Annotated in this window: 25 protein-coding genes, 1 tRNA gene and 2 pseudogenes; 19 read left to right on the forward strand and 9 right to left on the reverse strand. The window is 68.8% G+C overall.

Annotation, left to right across the window (positions count from 1 at the left end; all coding sequences use genetic code 11):
• Positions 1 to 92: 92 nt before the first annotated feature.
• A pseudogene (locus AC1DMQ_RS14055) lies at positions 93 to 1,360 on the reverse strand (molybdopterin molybdotransferase MoeA).
• A gap of 74 nt (positions 1,361 to 1,434) precedes the next feature.
• Here AC1DMQ_RS14055 and lepB point away from each other — a divergent pair.
• Positions 1,435 to 2,259 (forward strand): signal peptidase I, encoded by an 825-nt coding sequence (gene lepB, locus AC1DMQ_RS14060; protein ID WP_477034176.1) that lies wholly within the window; start codon positions 1,435 to 1,437, stop codon positions 2,257 to 2,259.
• Positions 2,260 to 2,302: 43 nt separating this feature from the next.
• On the opposite strand, the gene AC1DMQ_RS14065 is transcribed toward lepB, so the two are convergent.
• Entirely contained in the window at positions 2,303 to 3,145 is an 843-nt protein-coding gene (locus tag AC1DMQ_RS14065) for a ferredoxin--NADP reductase (protein ID WP_477034177.1), read from the reverse strand.
• Between the two features lie 456 nt (positions 3,146 to 3,601).
• Here AC1DMQ_RS14065 and AC1DMQ_RS14070 point away from each other — a divergent pair, with 456 nt between their 5' ends.
• The gene (locus tag AC1DMQ_RS14070; protein WP_477034178.1) at positions 3,602 to 3,820 is read left to right on the forward strand and encodes a hypothetical protein; all 219 of its coding nucleotides are present in this window, start codon (positions 3,602 to 3,604) and stop codon (positions 3,818 to 3,820) included.
• Positions 3,821 to 3,826: 6 nt separating this feature from the next.
• On the opposite strand, the gene AC1DMQ_RS14075 is transcribed toward AC1DMQ_RS14070, so the two are convergent.
• Positions 3,827 to 4,045 carry a hypothetical protein gene (locus AC1DMQ_RS14075; RefSeq protein WP_477034179.1) on the reverse strand — a complete coding sequence of 73 codons (219 nt, stop codon included), beginning with the start codon at positions 4,043 to 4,045 and terminating at the stop codon, positions 3,827 to 3,829.
• Positions 4,046 to 4,291: 246 nt separating this feature from the next.
• Here AC1DMQ_RS14075 and AC1DMQ_RS14080 point away from each other — a divergent pair.
• The 5 genes from AC1DMQ_RS14080 to AC1DMQ_RS14100 all read left to right on the forward strand — a co-directional run bounded on the left by AC1DMQ_RS14080 (position 4,292) and on the right by AC1DMQ_RS14100 (position 6,288).
• Positions 4,292 to 4,367, forward strand: a tRNA-Trp gene (locus tag AC1DMQ_RS14080).
• A gap of 64 nt (positions 4,368 to 4,431) precedes the next feature.
• On the forward strand, positions 4,432 to 4,752 hold the full coding sequence (secE, locus tag AC1DMQ_RS14085) for a preprotein translocase subunit SecE (protein WP_477034180.1): 321 nt from the start codon (positions 4,432 to 4,434) through the stop codon (positions 4,750 to 4,752).
• Between the two features lie 8 nt (positions 4,753 to 4,760).
• Positions 4,761 to 5,318 (forward strand): transcription termination/antitermination protein NusG, encoded by a 558-nt coding sequence (nusG, locus tag AC1DMQ_RS14090; protein WP_422178370.1) that lies wholly within the window; start codon positions 4,761 to 4,763, stop codon positions 5,316 to 5,318.
• A gap of 138 nt (positions 5,319 to 5,456) precedes the next feature.
• On the forward strand, positions 5,457 to 5,822 hold the full coding sequence (locus tag AC1DMQ_RS14095) for an ArsR/SmtB family transcription factor (protein ID WP_477034181.1): 366 nt from the start codon (positions 5,457 to 5,459) through the stop codon (positions 5,820 to 5,822).
• A complete protein-coding gene (locus tag AC1DMQ_RS14100; protein WP_477034182.1) occupies positions 5,800 to 6,288 on the forward strand; it encodes an SRPBCC domain-containing protein in 489 nt (162 codons plus the stop codon). Before AC1DMQ_RS14095 ends, AC1DMQ_RS14100 begins: the two co-directional genes overlap by 23 nt.
• A gap of 85 nt (positions 6,289 to 6,373) precedes the next feature.
• On the opposite strand, the gene AC1DMQ_RS14105 is transcribed toward AC1DMQ_RS14100, so the two are convergent.
• Positions 6,374 to 6,742, reverse strand: coding sequence for an imine reductase family protein (locus AC1DMQ_RS14105; RefSeq protein ID WP_477034216.1), 369 nt, complete (start codon positions 6,740 to 6,742; stop codon positions 6,374 to 6,376).
• 36 nt (positions 6,743 to 6,778) lie between these two features.
• Positions 6,779 to 7,255, reverse strand: a pseudogene (locus AC1DMQ_RS14110) (NAD(P)-dependent oxidoreductase); the annotation flags it as partial.
• A gap of 86 nt (positions 7,256 to 7,341) precedes the next feature.
• On the opposite strand from AC1DMQ_RS14110, the gene AC1DMQ_RS14115 reads away from it, so the two are divergent.
• Positions 7,342 to 7,695, forward strand: a complete 354-nt coding sequence (locus AC1DMQ_RS14115; protein ID WP_477034183.1) for a winged helix-turn-helix transcriptional regulator — start codon at positions 7,342 to 7,344, stop codon at positions 7,693 to 7,695.
• 2 nt (positions 7,696 to 7,697) lie between these two features.
• On the opposite strand, the gene AC1DMQ_RS14120 is transcribed toward AC1DMQ_RS14115, so the two are convergent.
• Entirely contained in the window at positions 7,698 to 8,105 is a 408-nt protein-coding gene (locus tag AC1DMQ_RS14120) for a MerR family DNA-binding protein (RefSeq protein WP_477034184.1), read from the reverse strand.
• Between the two features lie 76 nt (positions 8,106 to 8,181).
• On the opposite strand from AC1DMQ_RS14120, the gene AC1DMQ_RS14125 reads away from it, so the two are divergent.
• The 3 genes from AC1DMQ_RS14125 (at position 8,182) to AC1DMQ_RS14135 (ending at position 9,766) form a co-directional block, all read left to right on the forward strand.
• Positions 8,182 to 8,934 carry a MauE/DoxX family redox-associated membrane protein gene (locus AC1DMQ_RS14125; RefSeq protein ID WP_477034185.1) on the forward strand — a complete coding sequence of 251 codons (753 nt, stop codon included), beginning with the start codon at positions 8,182 to 8,184 and terminating at the stop codon, positions 8,932 to 8,934.
• A gap of 102 nt (positions 8,935 to 9,036) precedes the next feature.
• Positions 9,037 to 9,267, forward strand: a complete 231-nt coding sequence (locus AC1DMQ_RS14130) for a hypothetical protein (protein ID WP_477034186.1) — start codon at positions 9,037 to 9,039, stop codon at positions 9,265 to 9,267.
• A 40-nt stretch (positions 9,268 to 9,307) separates the two neighbouring features.
• Positions 9,308 to 9,766, forward strand: coding sequence for an N-acetyltransferase family protein (locus tag AC1DMQ_RS14135; protein ID WP_477034187.1), 459 nt, complete (start codon positions 9,308 to 9,310; stop codon positions 9,764 to 9,766).
• 21 nt (positions 9,767 to 9,787) lie between these two features.
• On the opposite strand, the gene AC1DMQ_RS14140 is transcribed toward AC1DMQ_RS14135, so the two are convergent.
• Positions 9,788 to 10,366 (reverse strand): TetR/AcrR family transcriptional regulator, encoded by a 579-nt coding sequence (locus AC1DMQ_RS14140; protein WP_477034188.1) that lies wholly within the window; start codon positions 10,364 to 10,366, stop codon positions 9,788 to 9,790.
• Between the two features lie 105 nt (positions 10,367 to 10,471).
• Between AC1DMQ_RS14140 and AC1DMQ_RS14145 the strand changes: the two genes are divergently transcribed.
• Complete coding sequence (locus AC1DMQ_RS14145) at positions 10,472 to 11,440, forward strand: SDR family NAD(P)-dependent oxidoreductase (RefSeq protein ID WP_477034189.1); 969 nt, start codon at positions 10,472 to 10,474, stop codon at positions 11,438 to 11,440.
• Between the two features lie 72 nt (positions 11,441 to 11,512).
• Here the strand turns inward: AC1DMQ_RS14145 and AC1DMQ_RS14150 are convergent, their stop codons facing one another.
• Complete coding sequence (locus tag AC1DMQ_RS14150) at positions 11,513 to 12,973, reverse strand: FAD-binding oxidoreductase (RefSeq protein ID WP_477034190.1); 1,461 nt, start codon at positions 12,971 to 12,973, stop codon at positions 11,513 to 11,515.
• A gap of 246 nt (positions 12,974 to 13,219) precedes the next feature.
• On the opposite strand from AC1DMQ_RS14150, the gene rplK reads away from it, so the two are divergent.
• The 3 genes from rplK (at position 13,220) to AC1DMQ_RS14165 (ending at position 15,689) form a co-directional block, all read left to right on the forward strand.
• Positions 13,220 to 13,651: a 50S ribosomal protein L11 gene (gene rplK / locus AC1DMQ_RS14155; RefSeq protein ID WP_007661528.1), complete on the forward strand. Its 432-nt coding sequence runs from the start codon at positions 13,220 to 13,222 to the stop codon at positions 13,649 to 13,651.
• A 4-nt stretch (positions 13,652 to 13,655) separates the two neighbouring features.
• The gene (rplA, locus tag AC1DMQ_RS14160; RefSeq protein WP_056441045.1) at positions 13,656 to 14,345 is read left to right on the forward strand and encodes a 50S ribosomal protein L1; all 690 of its coding nucleotides are present in this window, start codon (positions 13,656 to 13,658) and stop codon (positions 14,343 to 14,345) included.
• 111 nt (positions 14,346 to 14,456) lie between these two features.
• A complete protein-coding gene (locus AC1DMQ_RS14165) occupies positions 14,457 to 15,689 on the forward strand; it encodes a BaiN/RdsA family NAD(P)/FAD-dependent oxidoreductase (protein WP_477034191.1) in 1,233 nt (410 codons plus the stop codon).
• On the opposite strand, the gene AC1DMQ_RS14170 is transcribed toward AC1DMQ_RS14165, so the two are convergent.
• Positions 15,670 to 17,028 (reverse strand): alpha/beta fold hydrolase, encoded by a 1,359-nt coding sequence (locus AC1DMQ_RS14170; protein WP_477034192.1) that lies wholly within the window; start codon positions 17,026 to 17,028, stop codon positions 15,670 to 15,672. The genes AC1DMQ_RS14165 and AC1DMQ_RS14170 overlap by 20 nt on opposite strands.
• 521 nt (positions 17,029 to 17,549) lie before the next feature.
• On the opposite strand from AC1DMQ_RS14170, the gene rplJ reads away from it, so the two are divergent.
• The 4 genes from rplJ (at position 17,550) to AC1DMQ_RS14190 (ending at position 20,569) form a co-directional block, all read left to right on the forward strand.
• Positions 17,550 to 18,068, forward strand: coding sequence for a 50S ribosomal protein L10 (rplJ, locus tag AC1DMQ_RS14175; RefSeq protein WP_477034193.1), 519 nt, complete (start codon positions 17,550 to 17,552; stop codon positions 18,066 to 18,068).
• A 44-nt stretch (positions 18,069 to 18,112) separates the two neighbouring features.
• Positions 18,113 to 18,496: a 50S ribosomal protein L7/L12 gene (rplL, locus tag AC1DMQ_RS14180; protein WP_477034194.1), complete on the forward strand. Its 384-nt coding sequence runs from the start codon at positions 18,113 to 18,115 to the stop codon at positions 18,494 to 18,496.
• 205 nt (positions 18,497 to 18,701) lie between these two features.
• Positions 18,702 to 19,475 (forward strand): RDD family protein, encoded by a 774-nt coding sequence (locus tag AC1DMQ_RS14185; RefSeq protein ID WP_477034195.1) that lies wholly within the window; start codon positions 18,702 to 18,704, stop codon positions 19,473 to 19,475.
• Positions 19,475 to 20,569 (forward strand): GYF domain-containing protein, encoded by a 1,095-nt coding sequence (locus AC1DMQ_RS14190; RefSeq protein ID WP_477034196.1) that lies wholly within the window; start codon positions 19,475 to 19,477, stop codon positions 20,567 to 20,569. Before AC1DMQ_RS14185 ends, AC1DMQ_RS14190 begins: the two co-directional genes overlap by 1 nt.
• The last annotated feature ends 6 nt before the right edge of the window (positions 20,570 to 20,575 follow it).

Consider the following 20,575-nt stretch of genomic DNA (forward strand, 5'->3'; position numbering starts at 1 on the left):
CCGCGGTCGCCGTAGAGCCGCTTCGAACGCGGCTTAGCACGCTCCGCGTGCGTCGTCGCCGGTTGAGGTGGCCGTGTCGTCGACGTCGTGCGTCAGCCCCGCGCCAGGGGCAGCAACTGGACCACCTCGCCGACCGCCGCCGCCGGCGCGCCGGCCGGGCGCATGACCAGGCAGTCGGCGCGGGAGAACACGCCGATCAGCGAGGAGTCCTGGTCGGGGAAGGGCGTGACCGTCACCCGGCCTTCGGCGTCGATGGCGCGGGCGGCGCGCATCCAGTGTTCGCGCGGGCCGGTGGCGGGCAGGGGCGCGGTCAGGACCCCGGCGCTGATCTCCAGGGCCGGATCGGCGCCGGTCAGGGCGGCCAGCAGCGGCCGCAGGAACAGCTCGGCGCAGACCAGGGCCGAGGCCGGGTTGCCGGGCAGGCCCAGCACGCGGCGGCCGTCCTTCCCGTTCTTTGGGGCCAGCGTTCCAAACCAGGTCGGCTTGCCCGGGCGCACGGCGATGGTCTGGACGCGCAGGTCCAGGCCCAAGGTCTCCAGGGCCGGCTTGACCAGGTCGTGGTCGCCGACCGAGGCCCCGCCGACGGTGACGATCAGGTCGGCCTCGGCGGCGTCGACCGCGCGGGCGATGGCGGCCAGGTCGTCGGCCTGGGCCTTCAGCTTGACGGCCTCGCCGCCCCAGGCCGTGACCAGGGCCGCCAGGCTGAACGAGCCGGACTCGAAGATCTGGTCGGGCGCCGGGGTCGCGCCGGGCGGGACCAGCTCGTCGCCGGTGGCCAGGATGGCGACGCGGGGCGGCGCGCGACGCTCAGGTCGGCGCGTCCGGCCGCGGCGGCCAGCGACAGTCGCCAGGCGTCGATCCGCGCGCCTTCCGCCAGCAGAAGATCGCCGGACCGGAAGTCGCCGCCGGCCGGCCGGATGTTGCCGGGCGGCGGGTCGCGATCGATCGTGAAGCCGACCGTGTCGCCGTCGCGCACGGCGTTCTCCTGGATCACCACCAAGTCGGCGCCGGGCGGCACGGGGGCGCCGGTGAAGATCCGCACCGCCTGGCCGGCCTCGACCGGCTGGGCGTAGGGCCGGCCCGCGGCGCTCTCGCCGACGATGCGGAACCGCGCTTCGGGCAACAGGTCGGCGCGGCGGATCGCCCAGCCGTCCATGGCCGAGGCGTCGAATGGCGGCTGGTTGCGGTCGGCGGCGATCGGCGCGGCCAGCACCCGGCCGATGGCGTCGGCCAAGGCGACCTGCTCGATCCCCAGCCGCGCGGCGTCGGCCAGCATCCGGCTCCGCGCCTCCACGACGGTCAGGTTCTTAAGTTGAAGCTCGTCGCCGCCCACACCCGCACTCCCGCAACCATGAGCCATTTGTAACGCGCGTCGCCGGGCCGCGCTGTTATGGTTTTCCGATAGCGGTCCTAGAATTGATCGGGGAGATCTTCGTGACCACCAAGCGCGACGGCGACGGCGACAACAGCCTCCGCGGCTGGCTGAGGACCATCCTCCTGACCCTGGCCATCGTGCTGGTCCCAAGGGTGGTGCTGTGCCAGCCCTTCACCATCCCGTCCGGCTCGATGGAGCCCACCCTGCAGGTCGGCGACTACATCCTGGTCAGCAAGTATCCCTATGGCTGGAGCCGGCACTCGATCCCGCTCAGCCCGCCGCTGCCGCAGGGCCGGCTGCTGGGCCAGGCGCCCGCGCGGGGCGACATCGTGGTGTTCAAGAAGCCCAACGACGGCCGCACCGACGTGATCAAGCGGCTGATCGGCCTGCCGGGCGACAAGGTCCAGATGGTCGAGGGCGTGGTTCGGATCAACGGCCGCCCCGTGCCGCGTGAGCTGGTCGAAACCTCGGTCGAGGCCCCGTTCGGCGAGGCGATCCCGGTCGGCCGGTTCAGGGAGACCCTGCCGGGCGGCAAGACCTATGTCACCAACAGCTGGGGCTCGGGCACGCCCGGCGCCAACACCGGGGTCTACACGGTGCCCGAGGGCTGCTTCTTCGTGATGGGCGACAATCGCGACAACAGCCTGGACAGCCGTTTCGACGCCGGCGCGATCCCCAAGGGTCAGTCGGCCTGCGCCTGGGACGGCGCGCTGGACGCCTATCTGCCGCCGGAACTGGGCATGGGCTACATCCCCGCCGACGACCTGGTGGGCCGGGCCGAACTGGTGGTGGCCTCGATGAGCCCGGGGGCGAGCGTGCTCCAGCCCTGGACCCTGGTCAGCCACATGCGCTGGGACCGGACGTTCAAGCGGTTGGGCGTCTAGGCACGGTTGGGGACAGGCGCATGCGCCTGTCCCCGTCGGTGGGTCACCCCACGAAGGCCCGCTCGATCACGAAGTCGCCCGGCTCGGCGTTCGAGCCTTCGACGAGGCCGTGGGCTTCCAGCAGGTGGGCGGTGTCCTTGATCATCGCCATCGAGCCGCACAGCATGGCGCGGTCGTGCTCGGGGTCGAACTTCACCTGCTCCAGGCCGAGGTCGGCGAACAGCTGGCCGCTCTCGATCAGGTCGGTGAACCGGCCCTGGCGCTCGAACGGCTCGCGGGTGACGGTGGGATAGTAGACGAGCTGGGCCTTGGCCTCGTCGCCGACCAGCGGGTCGTCGTGGATCTGCGCGGTGAACAGGTCGCGATAGGCCAGCTCCTGCACCTCGCGCACGCCGTGGGCGACGATCACCTGCTCGAAGCGGCTGTAGGCGTCGGGGTCGCGAGCCACCGACAGCCAGGGCGCCAGGCCCGTGCCGGTGCCGAACAGGAACAGGCGCTTGCCGGGCCGCACGGCGTCCAGCACCAGGGTGCCGGTCGGCTTCTTGCCCAGCAGGACCTGGTCGCCTTCCTTGATCTGCTGCAGGCGCGAGGTCAGGGGGCCGTCGGGCACCTTGATCGAGAAGAACTCCAGCTCCTCGGCGAAGTGCGGCGAGCCGATCGAATAGGCGCGCAGGATCGGCTTCTTCTCGCCCAGCTCCTCGCGGGGCGGCAGGCCGATCATCACGAACTCGCCCGAGCGGAAGCGGAAGCTGGCCGGGCGGGTGATGGCGAAGCTGAACAGGCGGTCCGTCCAGTGCTTGACCCACAGCACGGTCTCGGTGTGCCAGGCGGCTTCCTTGGGAGCCGGGGGGGCGGACGCGGGAGCGGTGGTTTCGATGGCCGTCATAATGTGCGTTTCAAGTCCTGGACGCGCGGCGGACCGCGAGGTTCGAAAGATGGCGCCGCCACGGCCCTGAAGCGACTGCGTCTCATGTGAGCACAGGCGCGTGGATGTCAACTTTGGTGGTCTGAAAGGGCTTTGAGAAAATCTTCCCCAAAAGCGTCAAAATGGCGGGCGCCTGTTTTTTGAACCGTGTCAAAATTGTGATTGCCGCCTCCCGAAACGGGGCGCACTCTTCCTCTTGTTTCCACGTCGCAAGACGACGCGGGGGCCAATGATACGGAGGAACGTATGCGGGTAAGGTTCGTAAAGGCCGCCGCGGCGGCCAGTCTGTTAGCGTTAAGCGTAGCTGCCTGCGGGCAGGAAACCGGAAGCTCAGCTCAACAAGCCCAACAGGTCTCCCTAGAGGGCAAGTCGGTCACGGCTTCGGGCTGCGTCCGGCCCGTGGAATCGACGTCGTGCATGGTGGTTCGCGGCCCAGGCGGCGGCTACTACGACATCTCCGGGGCTGCTCCAGCGCCGGATCCCACCAAGGGCGTGGCGATCTCCCTTCAAGGACGCGACCTGGGTGAGAACACCCAATGCGGCCGCAAGCTCGCGGACGTGAAGTGGTCGTACCTGAACATCCAATGCGCCGCCCTTACCCCGGCGCCCGCGCCGGAAGCCGAAAAGGCCGGCTGATAGACCTCAGGCTTCGCCGGAGCCCGGATCCGTCCGGGTCTTCGGTGAAGTCGAACTGCCCTTCGCGCCGGCAGGCTCGGTCGCGGGACGCGGCGCCTTTCCGCCGTCACGATCGGCGCCCTGGTCCACGCCTTGGGCGGGACGCTGGTTCTCGTTCTCCACCTCGCGGTTCGAGGGACGTTCCTGGCTAGGGTTGGCCGGGTTCGGGCTGGCGGATGTCGGCATGGCGCGTTTCCTCCGGACTTTGGTTTGACGCCAAGGCCTAACGCGTCGCGCCGACGGCTGATCCTTCGGACCCGGAGCCATCGAATGCGCGGATCGCGCTCCGGCCGCTTGCCGGGCTCGAACGACCCTGCTAAACGACGCGGCTCTGGCGATGAGACCAACGCGCTGGCGGGCTTCAAAGAGCCTACCGGCGCGATGTTCATTGTCGGAAAGCCGGAATCTCCGCTAAGGGGATCGCGGTTCCGCAGGAGTGTAGCTCAGCTGGTAGAGCATCGGTCTCCAAAACCGAGGGTCGTGGGTTCGAGTCCCTCCACTCCTGCCACTATATGTCATCGGTCACCCCGGCTTTCGGGCTGACCTATCGAAAGTCGCGAGCCTCTTAAGTCATGGCCAGGAAACCGGGTTCTAGCCCGTCTGCGATCAAGAACCGCGCCGCGAAGACGGCCGCGGCGCTCGCGCCCGCCGGTCAGGCGTCGACCGCCGCCGCCAAGGCTCCGGCCGCGCCGAAGAAGCCGTTCAATCCGCTTCGCTTCGCGCAGGAAGTCCGCGCCGAAGCCCGCAAGATCACGTGGACCACCCGCAAGGAGACTTGGATCACCTCGGTGATGGTCTTCATCATGGTGGTGCTGGCTTCGCTGTTCTTCACCTTCGCCGACTGGATCCTGGGCCTGGGCGCCAACCTGCTCCTCAAGATCGCCGCGGGATAAGAAACATCATGAGCACCGAAACCGCGTCCAATCCGAACCACAAGTGGTACATCGTCCACGCCTACTCGAACTTCGAGAAGAAGGTGGCCGAAAGCATCCGCGAACAGGCCAAAAGCCACGGTCTGGAAGACAGCTTCTCCGAAATCCTGGTTCCGACCGAGGACGTCGTCGAGATCCGTCGCGGCCGCAAGGTCAACGCCGAGCGCAAGTTCTTCCCCGGCTACGTGCTGGTGAAGATGAACCTCTCGGACGAAGCCTATCACCTGATCAAGAACACCCCGAAGGTCACGGGCTTCCTGGGCAGCGCTTCCAAGCCGCAGCCGGTCTCCGAAAAGGAAGTCCAGCGCATCATCGGCACGATCGAAGAGGGCGTCGAGCGTCCCAAGACCGTGGTGCTGTTCGAGGTCGGCGAGAACGTCCGCGTCACCGACGGTCCGTTCGCCAGCTTCAACGGCTCGGTCGAGCAGGTCGACGAGGAGCGGGCCCGCCTGCGCGTCACCGTCTCGATCTTCGGTCGCGCCACCCCGGTGGAACTGGAATACAGCCAGGTCGAAAAGATCGCCTAAGGGCGGCCTGATCGCCGAAGCTTCGAAAACCCCGCGTCGGAAACGGCGCGGGGTTTTTGCTGTCCGGAGCGCCGGGCGAGGGTTGACGTCGCCACTTCAATATAGCCAATTAGCAATATAGCTAAGAGGCAATCCACGATGCTCGCCGCTCAACCCCAGCAGCTGGACCTGGTGTTCGCCGCCCTGGCCGATCCCACCCGGCGGGCCATCCTGGCGCGGCTGGCCCAGGGCGAGGCCACGGTCAACGACCTGGTGGCGCCGTTCGACCTGGCCCAGCCGACCATCTCCAAGCACCTGAAGGTGCTGGAGGGCGCGGGCCTGGTGTCGCGCGGCCGCAGCGCCCAGTTCCGCCCCGTGCGCCTGGAGGCCGGCCCCCTGGCCAGCGTCGAGCAATGGGTCGGCGGCTACCGCCAGTTCTGGACCCAGAGCCACGACCGCCTCGAGGCCTATGTCAAAATCCTGCAAGCCGAGGAGACCTCGCATGACGCCCCCCACGAAGACTGAGTCCGAAACCGATCGTCAGATCATCATCGTCCGCCAGTTCGACGCCCCGGCCCGCGTCCTGTTCTTGGCCTACAGCAAGCCCGAGCACCTGAAGCAGTGGTTCGGTCCGGTGGGCTGGCCGCTGACGCGGTGCGAAATGGATTTCCGGGTCGGCGGGCTCTACCGCTTCGCCATGACCGGCCCGGACGGCGCCGAGGGCCCGCTGTTCGGCGGAGAGTATCTCGAGATCGAGCCCGGCAAGCGGCTCGTCTACACCAACGGCTTCGAGGCACCGGGCTCGCCGCGCTTCGAGGTGGCCATCACCTTCGACGAGGCCGGCGGCAAGACGACCCTGACCATGGTCTCGACCTTTGAGTCCAAGGCCGTGCGCGATCAGTATGTCGAGCTGGGCTTCAAGGAGGGGACGAACTCGGGCCTGGATCAGCTGGCCGGCGTGGCCGCGGCGCTGCAGGCGAAGGCGGACTGAGGCGGATCTGGGGACGCACACTCATGGCAAGGCCTCGCCAAATGTCGTGAAGACTCAGGTGTGAGTGTGTGTCCCCGCCCGTGGGCTAGGCGGCGCCGCGCAGCACCTTGATCAAGGCGGCCAACTCCTCGTCCGCCAGACCTCGCGCCTCGGCCTTGCGAAGCCAGGTGTTGACCAGGTTGGGCACGGCGTCGTCGAGGCCCAGGTCGCGCGAGCTGGCCAGGATACGCTCCACCGCCGAGATCGAGATGCGCAGCGGGCTTTCGCTGATCGTGAAGTCGTCGGACTGGATCACGCGGCCTTCGTGGGCGAAGAACGCGCCGAACGAGGGCGAGATGTCCTCCACCAGCTTGCCGTAGACGGCCACGTCGATGCCGACGGTCTCGGCGATGCGCGCGCCGTGCAGGAAGCCGGCATAGGCCCCGTAGACATAGGACAGAGTCGCCAGGTCCATGAAGGCGGCGGCGTCGATCCGCTCGCCCACCCGCACCAGGTTGCCGCCCAGCACGCGGAGCACGGGTTCGACGGCGTCGATATCGCCGGACGCGCCCGAGATCAGGATCGGCGTGTCCGGTTGGCCCATCTGGCTGGGCGCCGCCTGGATCGCGCCGTCGACATAGCGGCCGCCGGCCGCGGCGACGCGCTGCTCGAAGGCGCGTGCGGCCTCGGGGCCGCTGGTGCCGAGATTGACGATCAACCGGCCGGCCAACGACTGGCTGACGCCCTCGGCCGAGAGGACGGCGTCCGTGGCCGCGTCGTCGTAGAGGATCACCAGCGTGACCCGGCTGGCGGCGATGGCCTGGGCCGGACCCGAAGCCGCCTTCACCCCGCTGGCGGCCAGCGCGCGGGTCTTGTCCGGCGAGCGGTTCCAGGCCGTGACGGAATGGCCCGCGGCGACAAGGAGTTTGGCCAGGACCACGCCCATCTGGCCCAGTCCGATCAAGCTGACGTCCGACATTTGCGTTTTCTCCGATGCAAATCCGTTGGACGTCGGAAGTGGGGAAGCTACCTTCCCAACCGCAAGAACTCACCAATTTGTCAGGTACTTACCAAATGGTCAGTCATGGAGCGGCGGCGACGCCGAACTACGCCTGCGGCATCGGCCCGGCGTTCGCGGTGATCGGCGGCAAGTGGAAGGCCGCCCTGCTGTGGGAGCTCCGCGACGGCCCGCTCCGCTATGGCGAACTCAAGCGCCGCATCCGGGGCGTGACCGAGAAGATGCTGATCCAGCAACTTCGGGAACTGGAGCGGGATCAACTGGTGACGCGTCACATGTTTCCGCAGGTTCCGCCGCGCGTGGACTACCAGCTGACGGATTGGGGCGAACGGCTGAACGCGGCCCTGGCGCCAATCGCCGACTGGGGAGAGGCCTACGCCAAGGCGACAGGAACCTACCCCGAAGCGTGACCTCAGGCCTCCTCGAACGCCGACAGGATGGGGCAGGTGCCGGCGGTGGTCTCGCCGCAGGCTCGGGCCAGGCGCTTGAGCGCATCGCGGGCCGTCTCCAGCTCGGCGATCCTGGCGTCCAGGGCGGCGATGCGCTCCAGGGCCAGGCCGCGGGCCCGGGCGTGATCGTCGCTGGCGTCCAGGGCCAGCAGCTCGGCGACCTGCTCCAGGGTGAAGCCGGCGGCCTGGGCCGCGCGGATGAAGCGCAGGCGACGCACGTCGGCCTCGCCGTAGCGGCGCACGCCGCCGGCCGAGCCGCCGCCCTCGGGCCGGGCCGGCTGGTCCAGCAACCTGCGCCGCTGGTAGTAGCGGACGGTCTCCACGCCCACCCCGCCGGCCTTGGCCAGTCCCGCGATCGTCGTCGTCTTCATGTCTTGACTCCGTACCATGGTACGGAACCCATATGAGCGGGGTCCCGTTCTCGGGCAAGCCGGAGAGACCCTCGCGATGACCGCCGCCGCCAAGACCCCGCCCCGGACCGCCGTCCTCTATCGGATGGCCACCGCCCAGCACCTCTGTCCCTGGGGCCTGCGCGCCAAGGACCTGCTGCGCCGCCAGGGCTACGCCGTCGAGGATCACCTGCTGACCACGCGCGAGGCGATCGACGCCTTCAAGGCCGACCACGGCGTGGCGACCACGCCCCAGACCTTCATCGACGGCCGGAGGATGGGCGGCTACGACGACCTGCGCCGCCACTTCGGCAAGCCGATGCGCGACCCCAAGGCCAAGACCTACACGCCGGTGATCGCGGTGTTCGCCGTCACCGCCCTGATGGCCCTGGCCGCGAGCCGCGCCGCCACCGGCCAGGCCCTGACCCCGCAAGCCCTCCAGTGGTTCATCGCCTTCTCGATGTGCGTGCTGGGCGTCCTGAAGCTGCGCGACGTCGAGACCTTCGCCACCATGTTCCTGGGCTACGACCTGCTGGCCCGGCGCTGGCCGCCCTACGGCTATCTCTACCCGTTCGCCGAGGTCGGGGCGGGGGTGCTGATGATCGCCGGCGTCCTGACCTGGCTGTCGGCGCCGGTGGCGCTGTTCATCGGCGGCGTCGGGGCGGTGTCGGTGTTCAAGGCCGTCTATGTCGACAAACGCGAGCTGAAATGCGCCTGCGTCGGCGGCGACAGCAATGTGCCGCTGGGCTTCGTCTCGCTGGTCGAGAACCTGATGATGGTGGTCATGGCGATCTGGATGCTGGCGATGTAGCGGCCTTTACGCCCCGCTTACGCCGGCGGCGCGGAGTCGAATGGAGCCCTTACGCGGTTCGGCGCGACAAGGACGGGTGTTTCCCAGACTGGAACCCATCCGATGTCCGCCTTCCACTGCAAGCTCGCCTCCCTGGCCCTGGCCCTCGCCGCGGTCGGGGGCTTCGTCCTGTTGCTGGTGCTCGCCGCCCAGCATCCGCACGAGGCGCCGCTGCTGCGCATCCTGGCCTTCCTGTGGCTGGTCGCGGCGGGCGCGTCGAAGCTGGTCTTCGACCTGACCGAGGCGGTCGGGCGCCAGGAACGGCCCAAGCCGTTGCGCCGCGCCAAGGAATAGGGAGGATGCGCCCGCCCGCCGCCGCTTCCAGGACCCGACCATGACCGACCTCGTGATCCGCCCTGTGACCCGCGCGGACTTCGAGCAATGGCTGCCGTTGTGGGATGGCTACAACGCCCACTACGGCCGCTCGGGCGACACGGCGCTGGATCCGGTGGTCACGGCGATGACCTGGTCGCGGTTCTTCGACGCCTACGAGCCGGTCCATGGCCTGGTCGCCGAACAGGACGGCCGCCTGCTGGGCCTGGCGCACTACCTGTTCCACCGCAGCACCATCTCGATCGAGCCCAACTGCTACCTGCAGGACCTGTTCTCGACGCTCGGGGCGCGCGGCAAGGGCGTCGGCCGGGCGCTGATCGAGGCGGTCTACGACGCGGCCAGGGCGGCGGGGGCGAGCCGGGTCTACTGGCAGACCCACGAGACCAACACCACGGCCATGCGGCTGTACGACCAAGTGGCCGAGAAGTCGGGGTTCGTCGCCTATCGCAAGCTGCTCTGACCTCTTCCGCGCGGGAAGGCGCTACCTCGCCCGCAGCCCCGCCATCATCACGCTCAGCAGCCGCCGCGCGCCGGCGTCCCAGCCAGGCTGCTCGTAGCCGATGCTGAGGCCGCTCATCATCCTGAGGATGTCTTCGAAACCGATGTCGGGCCGGATGTCGCCGGCGGCGCTGGCGGCTTCGGTCAGGCGCTCCAGGGTCGGCAGGATGGTCGCGCCCGAGCTGGCGTAGAGTCTCGAGCCTTCGCCGGGATCGGCGCGCAACGCGGGGGCCACGACCCGCTTGGTGGCCATGTAGTCGATCAGCAGGTTCAGCCAGGCCTCCAGCGCTTCGCCGGCGGCGCGCTCCGCCAGCAGGGCGTCGGCCGAGGCGGCGAGTTGCTCGATCTCCCGCGCGTAGACGGCGGCGATCAGGGCCTCCCGCGTCGGAAAGTGGCGATAGAGCGTGCCGATGCCGACGCCGGCCCGCCTTGCGATCTCCTCCAGCGGCGCTTCGGCGCCCAACGCGGTGAAGGCCGTCTTAGCCGCCGTCAGCAGGAGGTCGCGGTTTCGCAGGCTGTCGGCGCGGGGCTTGCGGGCCTTGATTTGGGAATCTTCGGGCATCGGCCTTGAAAAACGGAGGGTGCCTCCGAATATGTATCCGGAGCCTTCCTCCATTTAATCTCCCCGGCGGGCTCGGACAACAACCCTGCAAGGGAATCGAGAGTCATGAGCGAACAATTCGGCGCCAAATCCACCACCGACGACGTCCTGGCCGGCGTCGATCTGACGGGCAAGCGCGTCCTGGTCACCGGCGTTTCGGCCGGGCTGGGCGTGGAGACCGCCCGCGTCCTGGCCGCCCACGGCGCGGACGTCGTCGGGGCGGCCCGCGACCTGGCCAAGGCCGAAGGCGCGACCGCCGTCGTCCGCGAAGCCGCCGCCAAGAGCGGTGGTTCGCTGTCGCTGGTCGAGTTGGACTTGGCGAACCTGAAGAGCGTCCGCGCCTGCGCCGACGCCCTGGTCGCCGACGGCAAGCCCTTCGACCTGGTCATCGCCAACGCCGGGGTGATGGCCCCGCCGTTCGGCAAGACCGCCGACGGCTTCGAGACCCAGTTCGGCACCAACCACCTGGGCCATTTCGTGCTGATCAACCGCATCGCCAGCCTGCTGAAGGCGGGTTCGCGCGTGGTGTCGCTGGCCTCGTCGGGCCACCGCTTCTCGGACGTGAACCTCGAGGATCCGAACTTCGAGACCACCGAATACGTGCCGTTCGAGGCCTATGGCCGCTCCAAGACCGCCAACATCCTGTTCGCCGTCGAGTTCGATCGCCGCCACAAGGATCGCGGCGTGCGGGCCGCGGCCGTCCATCCGGGCGGCATCCAGACCGAGCTGGCCCGGCACCTGGACCCGGCCTTCATCCAAGGTTGGATCGACCAACTGAACGCCCAGGCCGCCGCCGCCGGCCAGCCGCCCATCGAATGGAAGACCATTCCGCAGGGCGCGGCCACCAGCGTCTGGGCCGGGGTCAAGGCGCCGGTCGAAGAAGTCGCCGGCCGCTATAGCGAGGACTGCCACGTGGCCGAGCTGGTCGACGACGCCTCGCAGATCCGCGCCGGCGTGCGGTCCTACGCCCTGGATGCCGCCCGCGCTCAGGCGCTGTGGGCGCTGAGCGAGCGGATGGTCGGCGAGACGTTCTAGGGCCTATCGGCCTCCGGCGCTGGCCCTCGTCCTTCGGAGGACGGGGGCCATTGCCGCTCCCCGGTCCTCGGCTCAGGCGCGGCTCGCGAAGTAGCGGTCCCACATCGTGTTGCGAAACAGGCCGCGCGGATCGCGTCGGCGTTTCGCGGCGATGAAGCGCTCGAGGTTGGGATAGGCGCGATCCAGCTGGTCGGCGCGCGCATGCAGGCGGTAGGGCAGGTAGAAGGATCCGCCGTGCGCGATGGCGCGGTCGATCAAGGCCTGGGTCACGGGCTTCATCTTCGCGTCGGCCTCGGTCGTCTTCGGCTGAGAGAAGGACATGACCGCCGCCACGCGCTCGGTGGGGGCGAAGGCCATGACGCTGACGGGATCGGCGGCGATGTAGCGCAGGGTGACGTTGAGAAGCTCCGCGTCCGACTTGGGAATGATGTCCCGGCAATCGGCCAGGAAGCCGCCCAGGTTCGCGGGCGGAAGGAAGTACTCGTGTAGGATGTCGGTGCGATGCGGGTTCCGCTCCGCGAGATCGCTGACCGGCGAACTGATCAAGGTGTTGCGGGTGGTGAGCTTCGGATCGAGTTCGGGCTTCAGCACCGTCTCGGCGTACCACCGGGCGCGCTTCCAGGTCTCGGAACCGATCTGAGAGCGATAGACCTGCCGCGTCAGGCCCGAGAGGTGGTCCGGCTCGCTGGATAGGCGCGCCGGCGGCCCTTCGACCTGCTTGTAGGTGACCAGAAGCGTGTCCTGGAAGAAGTTGCGCCGCGCCACGGACAGGCGGCCATAGCCCATGGTGACGCCCGGGGCGTGCAAGGCCTTCACGAAGCGCGGCCCGAACTCCGCCGCCGGCATTTGCGCATAGCTGGGCGTCAGGCGGGTGTTCGCCGCCATCTCCACCTCGAAATCCAGGAGCACGCCGAACAGGCCGTAGCCGCCCATGGCCAGGCTGAACAGGTCCGACTCCACGCTCGGCGAGCAGCGAACGACCTCGCCGTCCGCCAGCATGATCGTCGCGCCGCGGACCGTGGACCCCATGGGACCCAGCGGCGCGGCCCAGCCGTGGGCGTTGACCGAAAAGGCGCCGCCGAGGGTGAAGTCGCTGTTGGCCTGGGTGACCTTGGGCGCGAAGCCGACGGGGTCCAGCGCGGCGATCACCTCGCGCCACCGCGTGCCGGCCGGGGCGCGATAACTCATCGCCCTGGCGTTCGGGGCGCACCATCCCTGGTCGAAGGTGATCGCGGTGCTGTCGCGCGAAAGGCTCTGTCCGCCCATGGAGTGCCGGGCGCCGCCCACGCAGACGGGGCGATTGTCGGCGGCGGCCGCTTTCAGCTCCCGCCGCAGGGCGTCGACGAACGCGCTGTCGTGGCTTCGAGGGCGCAGGTGGCGGGCGACCCGGGTCGCATCCAGACCGCTGGCGTCGTCGAGGACGATCGGCGGCGTCGCCGCCTTGGCCGCCGCCGTGGCCGAGGCGATGGGAGCCGCGAGCGTCGCGGCGACCGCCCCCTTGAGCGTTGCGCGACGCGAAAGTCTCCCAGACATCGGCGTCGCTCCAGCCCCGGCAAGTGGCGCAAGCTTAGCCGACCGAGCACGGGCGTCGAGCGTCTTGGCGCGCCGCCCCGTGCTAGACTCCCCGCATCCCACCTGCTACATGCCGCGCCTCGCTCCAGGACCCTGTCCCGGGGCGTGCTCGTCGTTATGGCGAGATCAAATCCGTGGAAGGGACGCCAAGCCCGCACCACGGCCAACCAGCGAAGGCCGTTAGCTCGGCTTTCTTGAGAGGATACAATGGCTAAGAAGATCCTGGGCTATATCAAGCTCCAGGTGAAGGCCGGCTCCGCCACGCCTTCACCGCCCATCGGCCCCGCACTGGGCCAGCGCGGCGTCAACATCATGGGCTTCTGTAAGGAGTTCAACGCGCGCACCGAGAACGTCGAAAAGGGCACCCCCCTGCCGACCGTGATCACCGTGTACCAAGACAAGTCGTTCACCTTCGTCACCAAGACGCCCCCGGCGACGCACTATCTGAAGCAGATCACCGGCCTGAAGTCCGGCGCCAAGCTGACCGGTCGCGAGACCGTCGGCGAAGTGACCCGCACCCAGCTGCGCGAGATCGCCGAAAAGAAGATGAAGGACCTGAACGCCAACGATCTCGAGGCCGCGGCCAAGATCATCGAAGGCTCCGCCAAGGCCATGGGCCTGAAGATCGTGGAGGCCTAAGACCATGGCCAAGCAACCCAAGCGCATCCAAGCCTGGACCGGCGATCGTGAAGCCGCCCACGCCGTCGCCGACGCCATCGCCCTGGTCAAGGCCAACGCCAAGGCCAAGTTCGACGAGTCGATCGAAATCTCGGTCAACCTCGGCGTCGACCCGCGCCACGCCGACCAACAGGTCCGCGGCGTCGTGAACCTGCCGTCGGGCACCGGCCGCGACGTCCGCGTCGCCGTCTTCGCCAAGGACGCCAAGGCGGCCGAAGCCACCGCGGCCGGCGCCGAACACGTCGGCGCCGAAGATCTGTACGAAAAGATCGCCGGCGGCTTCATGGACTTCGATCGCGTCATCGCGACCCCGGACATGATGGCCCTGGTCGGTCGCCTCGGTAAGGTGCTGGGCCCGCGCGGCCTGATGCCGAACCCGAAGGTCGGCACCGTGACCCCGAACGTCGGCCAAGCCGTGAAGGACGCCAAGGGCGGCGCCGTCGAGTTCCGCGTCGAGAAGGCGGGCATCGTCCACGCCGGCATCGGCAAGGTCTCGTTCACTGACGAAGCCCTGCTGCTGAACGTGAAGGCCATGGTCGACGCGCTCAACAAGGCCAAGCCGACCGGCGCCAAGGGCATCTACGTGAAGCGTATCGGCCTGTCGTCGACGATGGGCCCGGGCTTCAAGATCGACGTCGCTTCGATCAACGCCTAAGCCTCACGGCCTAGACTATGCGAGCGGGCGCTGGAGCGATCCAGCGCCCGCTTTGCGTTTGGGGCCCTATAAGAGCGATAACCTCTTCTCGCTGACGGACATCCAGCCCGCGTGACCGACCCCCAAGTTCTCGACGTCGCCGTGATCGGCGGCGGGCCGGCCGGGCTGATGGCGGCCGAGGTGCTGAGCGGCGCCGGGCTGTCGGTGGCGGTGTTCGAGCGGATGCCGACCCTGGGGCGCAAGTTCCTGATGGCCGGGCGGGGCGGGTTGAACCTCACCCATTCCGAGGGCTTCGAACGGTTCGTGACCCGCTATGGCGCGGCGGCGCCGGTTCTGCGACCCATACTGGAGGCGTTCACGCAGGCCGACCTCGTGGCCTGGGCCGAGGGGCTGGGGCAGGCGACGTTCGTCGGCACCAGCGGCCGGGTGTTTCCCAAGGCGCTGAAGGCCTCGCCGTTGCTGCGGGCCTGGATCGCGCGGCTGGAAGGGCAGGGCGTGGCGCTGAACCTCCGCTCGACCTGGACCGGCTGGAGCGCGGCCGGCGACCTGACATTCGATTCCGCCGAGGGGCCTCGAACGGTGCGGCCCCGCGCCACGATCCTGGCCCTGGGCGGGGCCAGCTGGGCCAGGCTCGGCTCGGACGGCGCCTGGGCGTCGCTGCTGGCCGCGCGCGGCGCGGAAGTCGCGCCGTTCCGGCCGGCCAATGTCGGGTTCACCGTGGCCTGGACCGAGGTGTTCCGCGAGCGGTTCGCCGGTTCGCCGCTGAAGAACGTCGCCCTGAGTTTTGAAGGACAGATCTCGCGCGGCGACGCCCTGGCGGCGGGCTACGGGCTGGAGGGCGGGGCGGTCTACGCGCTGTCGGCGGCTCTGCGCGACGCGATCCAGGCGCGGGGCTCGGCGAGGCTGGAGATCGACCTGCGGCCCGACGTCTCGCTGGAGCAGTTGACCGCGCGCCTGTCCAGGCCGCGCGGCGGGCAGTCGCTGTCGAGTTGGCTGCGCAAGGCCGCCCATCTGTCGCCGGTCGAGATCGGCCTGCTGCGCGAGGCGCACGGCGTGGCCCTGCCGGTCGCGCCCGACGCCCTGGCGGCGGCGATCAAGGCCGCGCCGCTCGTGCTGACCGGCGCCCAGGGGCTGGAGCGGGCGATCTCGTCGGCCGGCGGTCTGGGCTTCGACGCGCTCGACGGACTGGAACTGAAGGCCGCCCCCGGCGTGTTCGTGGCCGGCGAGATGCTGGACTGGGAAGCCCCGACCGGCGGCTACCTGCTGCAGGCCTGCTTCGCGACGGGCGTGGCGGCGGCTCGGGCGGTGGTGGAGCGGTTGGCCCCTACTTCATCGCCCCTCTGATCTTCGCGGCCACAGCTTCGATCGCCTTCGGATCGCCCTTCTCGTTCTCGACGAACATCAACGGCTTGCCGGCCGTGCGCGGGATGACGTGGATGTGCAGGTGCGGCACGCTTTGGCCGACGCCGTTGTTCTGGACGATCGTGAAGCCCTCGACGCCCAGGCCGTCGACCTGGGCCTGGCCCACGCGGGCGGCCACGGCCATCAGCCGCGACAGGTCCTGGGGCGAGATCTCCAGCAGGTTGCGGGCCTTGGAGGTCTTGGAGATCACCAGCACGTGGCCCGGCTCGGCCGGGGCGTGGTCCATGAAGGCCAGCACCTGGTCGTCCTCGTAGACCTTGGGCACGACGATCTCGCCGCGCAGGATGCGGGCGAAGGGATTGGCCTCGTCATAGGCGCCCTTCAGCGGCACCTGCGGCGTGCCGACCTTGGCCGAGGCGGGATCGAACTGGCCGAGCCACCGCAGCACCTCGGCCTCCAGCGCGATGCGGCTGTCCGAGAAGCTGTGGTCGGTGTCCATGTAGGTTTCGGTCAGAGCCTTGGCCCGGGCCTGGCGGGCGGCGGCGGCCAGCTTGCGGGTGGTGGGCGCGCCGGCGTGTTCGGCGCCGATCATCAAGACCGGGCGGTCGGCGATGCGGGCGCTGAGCGCTTCCAGGTCCAGCTTGGCGGAGGTGGTCTCGATCTCCTTGGCCAGCAGTTCGGCGCTGGTTCCGGCCAGGGGCGGGGTGCTGTCGCGCAGGCTCTCGAGGGCGGTCTTGCGCTTGGCCGGATCGACCAGGTCGGTCTTCTGCTTGCCGATGTCCCAGGCGTCGATGAGGATCGCCCCCGCCGCCTGGGGATCGCCGGCGACGGCGTCGGCGGCCATGAAGCCGCCCATGCTGTGGCCGGCCACCACGATCCGGGTCGGGTCGATGCGGTACTTGGCGACATTGGCCGGGTCGCGCAGGAAGGCCAGGGCGGCCTCGGCGTCGGCGCGGCTGTTGGCGAACGAGAACTTGCCCGGGCTGCCCCACGAACCGCGGTAGTTGACCCGCATCACGTTCCAGCCGGCGCGGCGCACGGCCTGCATCAGGTCGATATTGGTCTCGTTGCCGGGGAAGCCGTGCAGCATCAGCATCGTCGGATGCGGCTGGTCGCCCGAGGCCAGGTACATCATGGCGTTGACCCGCACGCCGCCGGTCGGAACGGTGAAGACGGCCATGTCGGCCGGATGGGCAGCGTCGCGGGCCGGATCGGCGATCACCGCCTTGGGGATCGGGGCGAAGCGCGGTTCGGCGTGGCTGGGCGCGGTGAAGCCGATGAGCAGCAGGGCGGCGAGGCCGGCGGTGAGCGTGCGCTTCATGGATGGGTCCCCGGTTTGCGGTCTCCTTTGTTAGCCAGGAAACCCCGGGCGGGGCCAGAGCTTCCCCTCTCCCCTTGCGGGAGAGGGTGGCGGTCCGTAGGACCGTCGGGTGAGGGGTCGATGGCCCGGTCAGCCGCGTAGAGCGGTCAGGTTTGAGCGACCCCTCATCCGTCGGCTTCGCCGCCACCTTCTCCCGCGAGGGGAGAAGGACAAGGTGACCGGTTGAAATCCTTCCCCAAACCGTCTATACGCCGCCCCTTCTCCGTCGGGTTCGCCCGGCGAAGACCTGTTTGTGAACAGCGGGGCGTGGGGTCACCAACGCCATAATCGAGGAAGAGCCCTTCCTCGCCGTCGGGAGACAGGGATGGACAAGACCACGCAATACCTCCTTCGGGATGGGGACGCGCGGCTGACTTTCCTTGGAACAGGCTGATGCAACTCGCGTGCGGGAGCGATCCTTCATGCGCCGAGCATTTGGCTGCCGGAATGGTCCGGCCGCTGTAATTGAGTAGGAGACCGCAATGGACCGCGCTCAAAAGCAGGAGTCGATCGAGTCGCTGAAAAGCGTCTTCGCCGGCGCCGGCGCTGTCGTCGTGACCCACTACATGGGTCTGACCGTTGCGGAAATGACCGAACTGCGTAGCCGCCTCCGCAAGGAAGACGCTACGTTCCAGGTGGTGAAGAACACCCTGGTCCAGAAGGCTCTGGACGGCTCGATCGGCGAAAAGGGCGATGCCCTGTTCACCGGCCCGGTCGCCATCGCCTTCGGCAAGGATCCTGTCGCCGCCGCCAAGATCGTCACCCAGTACGCCAAGGAAAACGACAAGCTCAAGCTCGTCGGCGGCATCCTGGGTCAGACGAACGTTCTGGACGAAAACGCGGTGCGGGCCCTGGCCACGCTGCCGTCGCTCGACCAGCTCCGTGGCAAGCTTATCGGCCTCATCCAGGCTCCGGCGACCAAGATCGCTGGCGTCCTGCAGGCCCCGGCTGGCCAACTGGCCCGCGTCTTCAACGCTTACGCGACCAAAGACGCCGCGTAACGGTCATCTCCGCATAAATCCCCTCATTCCATAGGAAATTGAACATGTCGAAGCTCGATAAGCTGGTTGAAGAACTGTCCACCCTGTCGGTCCTGGAAGCTGCTGAGCTCTCCAAGCTGCTCGAAGAAAAGTGGGGCGTCTCGGCCGCCGCTCCGGTCGCCGTCGCCGCCGCTGGTGGCGCTGCCGCCGCTCCGGCCGAAGCCGCCGAAGAGCAAACCGAATTCACCGTCGTCCTGACGGACGGTGGCGACAAGAAGATCAACGTGATCAAGGAAGTCCGCGGCGTTCGTCCGGACCTGGGCCTGAAGGAAGCCAAGGACCTGGTCGAAGGCGCTCCGCAGAACGTCGTTGAAAACGTTTCGAAGCAAGTCGCCGAAGAAGTCGCCAAGAAGCTGACCGAAGCCGGCGCCAAGGTCACCGTGAAGTAATTCACGTCCCCACGCCTCGCGCGTGGGGGACCTGCCGGCGTCAGTTCTCTGACGCACGAGTTGACGGCCCCGGAGGGAAACCTCCGGGGCCGTTTTCTTTGGCCGCCGCTACCGTCGAACGGTCGTCAACTCGCCTGTCGCGTCATCCTGGTTGCGGTCCCGCGAACGCTTCGCGTAGATGGGAGCGGGGATTGGGGGGATGCTTATGTCGACGGGACTCTGGGTCTATGACGGCGCCAATGGTTCAAGCGAACCGGTGACCGTCGAGGAAATCGCGCGGCTGCTGAGCGAGGGGCTCATCACCGGCGACACCCTGATCCGCCCCAGCGACGTGGTCAGCTGGGCGCCGGTCCTGACCTGGCTGCCCCAGCTCGCGCCGCCGGCCCCGCCCGAGCCGCCGAAGATCCCGCCGGTCAAGGGCGCCTGGATCGACACCAAGCCGCATCCCTGGCGGCGCTACTTCGCGCGGGCGATAGACGTGGTCGTGGTCGGGGGGCTGACCTGGGCCGTGATCGGCATCGTCTTCGGACTGGTCAATCCGGCGGGGGCCATGGCGTTCTTCGCCCTGTTCGACGGGCCGGGCGGCCGGATCCTCGATCTCATCCTGACCTTGCTGGCGACCGTCCCGGGGACGGCGCTGATGGTCGGGCTGACCGGCCTCTCGGTGGGCAAGTGGCTGTTCGGCGTCAAGGTGGTGCGGCGCGACGGGCGGCCGATCGGCGTCCTCGCCGGACTGATGCGCGAACTGAACGTGTTCTTCGCGGGCTTCGGCGCTGGCGTGCCGTTCGTTTCGCTGTTCACCCTGATCAATTCCTTCCGCAGGCTGACGAGCGACGGCCACGCCGCCTGGGACGAGCCCAAGCGCGTGGTCGTGCTTCACCGCCCGATGAACGCCCTGCAGGTCGTGCTGATGTGCCTGGCGATCCCGTTCCTGATCGCCGCGCGCATCGGCTTCTACATGCTGTCGCACGCCAGCTGATGTCGCTCTGGCATGTGGCCGACCAGGGTCGGCGGCTCGGCCCGTTCTCGGACGACGAGTTGCGGGCCGCCCGCGATCGCGGAGCCTTCGCCAAGGCGCGGGTCTGGCGCGAAGGCATGAGCGACTGGGCGCCGATCGCCGAATATTTTCCTCGGCCCCGCGCGGCGCCAAAGCGTGGCGGACTGGGCGTTGCGGTTTCAATGCTGGCGACGCTGGTCTTCCTCGCCGCGGCGGTCGCGAGCTTCGTGCTGGTCTATATCGACACCGACTTCGTGCCGCTGGGCCTGATGACCCAGGTCTGGATCGGGTGCGGGGTGGTGCTGGTCCTCACCTCGCTCGGCCTGCCTCTGATGTGGTGGAAGCGGTCGGGCCGCAGCGAGGCCGGCGGCATGGTCCGGATCATGGTCGTGCTGCTGGCGATCGCCGGGGTCAGCCTGGCCGGGCTCGAGCTGTTCCAGTCCGCCTATATCGGCCGGATCGCCGCCGCCTCCGAAGGCATGCGGGACTACAGGTTCGTCTATGATCCCGCCGCCAAGGCGCTGCGGGTTGACGGGCAGATCGGGCCGGGCTTCGCGCGGGGCCTCAAGGCCGAGTTCGACCGCCACGACGTCCGCCGGGTCGACATCACCAGCCGGGGCGGCCTGGTCAACGAGGCCATGATCAGCGCGCGGTTCCTGGAGACGCGGCCGAGCCTGGAAGTCGCGGCGCGGTCGCAGTGCGCCAGCGCGTGCATCATCGTGCTGATGGGCGGGACCAGGCGCCTGGCCGACTACGACATGGACATCCACTTCCACGCCGTCGACACCGTCGCGGACCTGGACAGTGACTGGTGGGACGTCATGACCGGCCGCCAGGGCCAGGAAGCCCAGCGCTACATGGAGCGTCGCGGCGCATCGAAGGCGGCCCTGGACGCGGCCGCCCGGCTTGGGGCGGGGAGGCTTTATCGGGTTCCCAGCGTGGACCTGGTGGAGCAGGGCATGCTGACGGGGCTGCTCGACAGCGAAGGCCAGTCCATCACCCCGGCGGGCGCGCGCGCCCTGATGCGTGACGAAGGCTGGGAGCCCGCGCCGGCGGCCGCCACGCCGAACCTCTGAGTTCGC

Source organism: Caulobacter sp. 05L422, assembly GCF_056397765.1.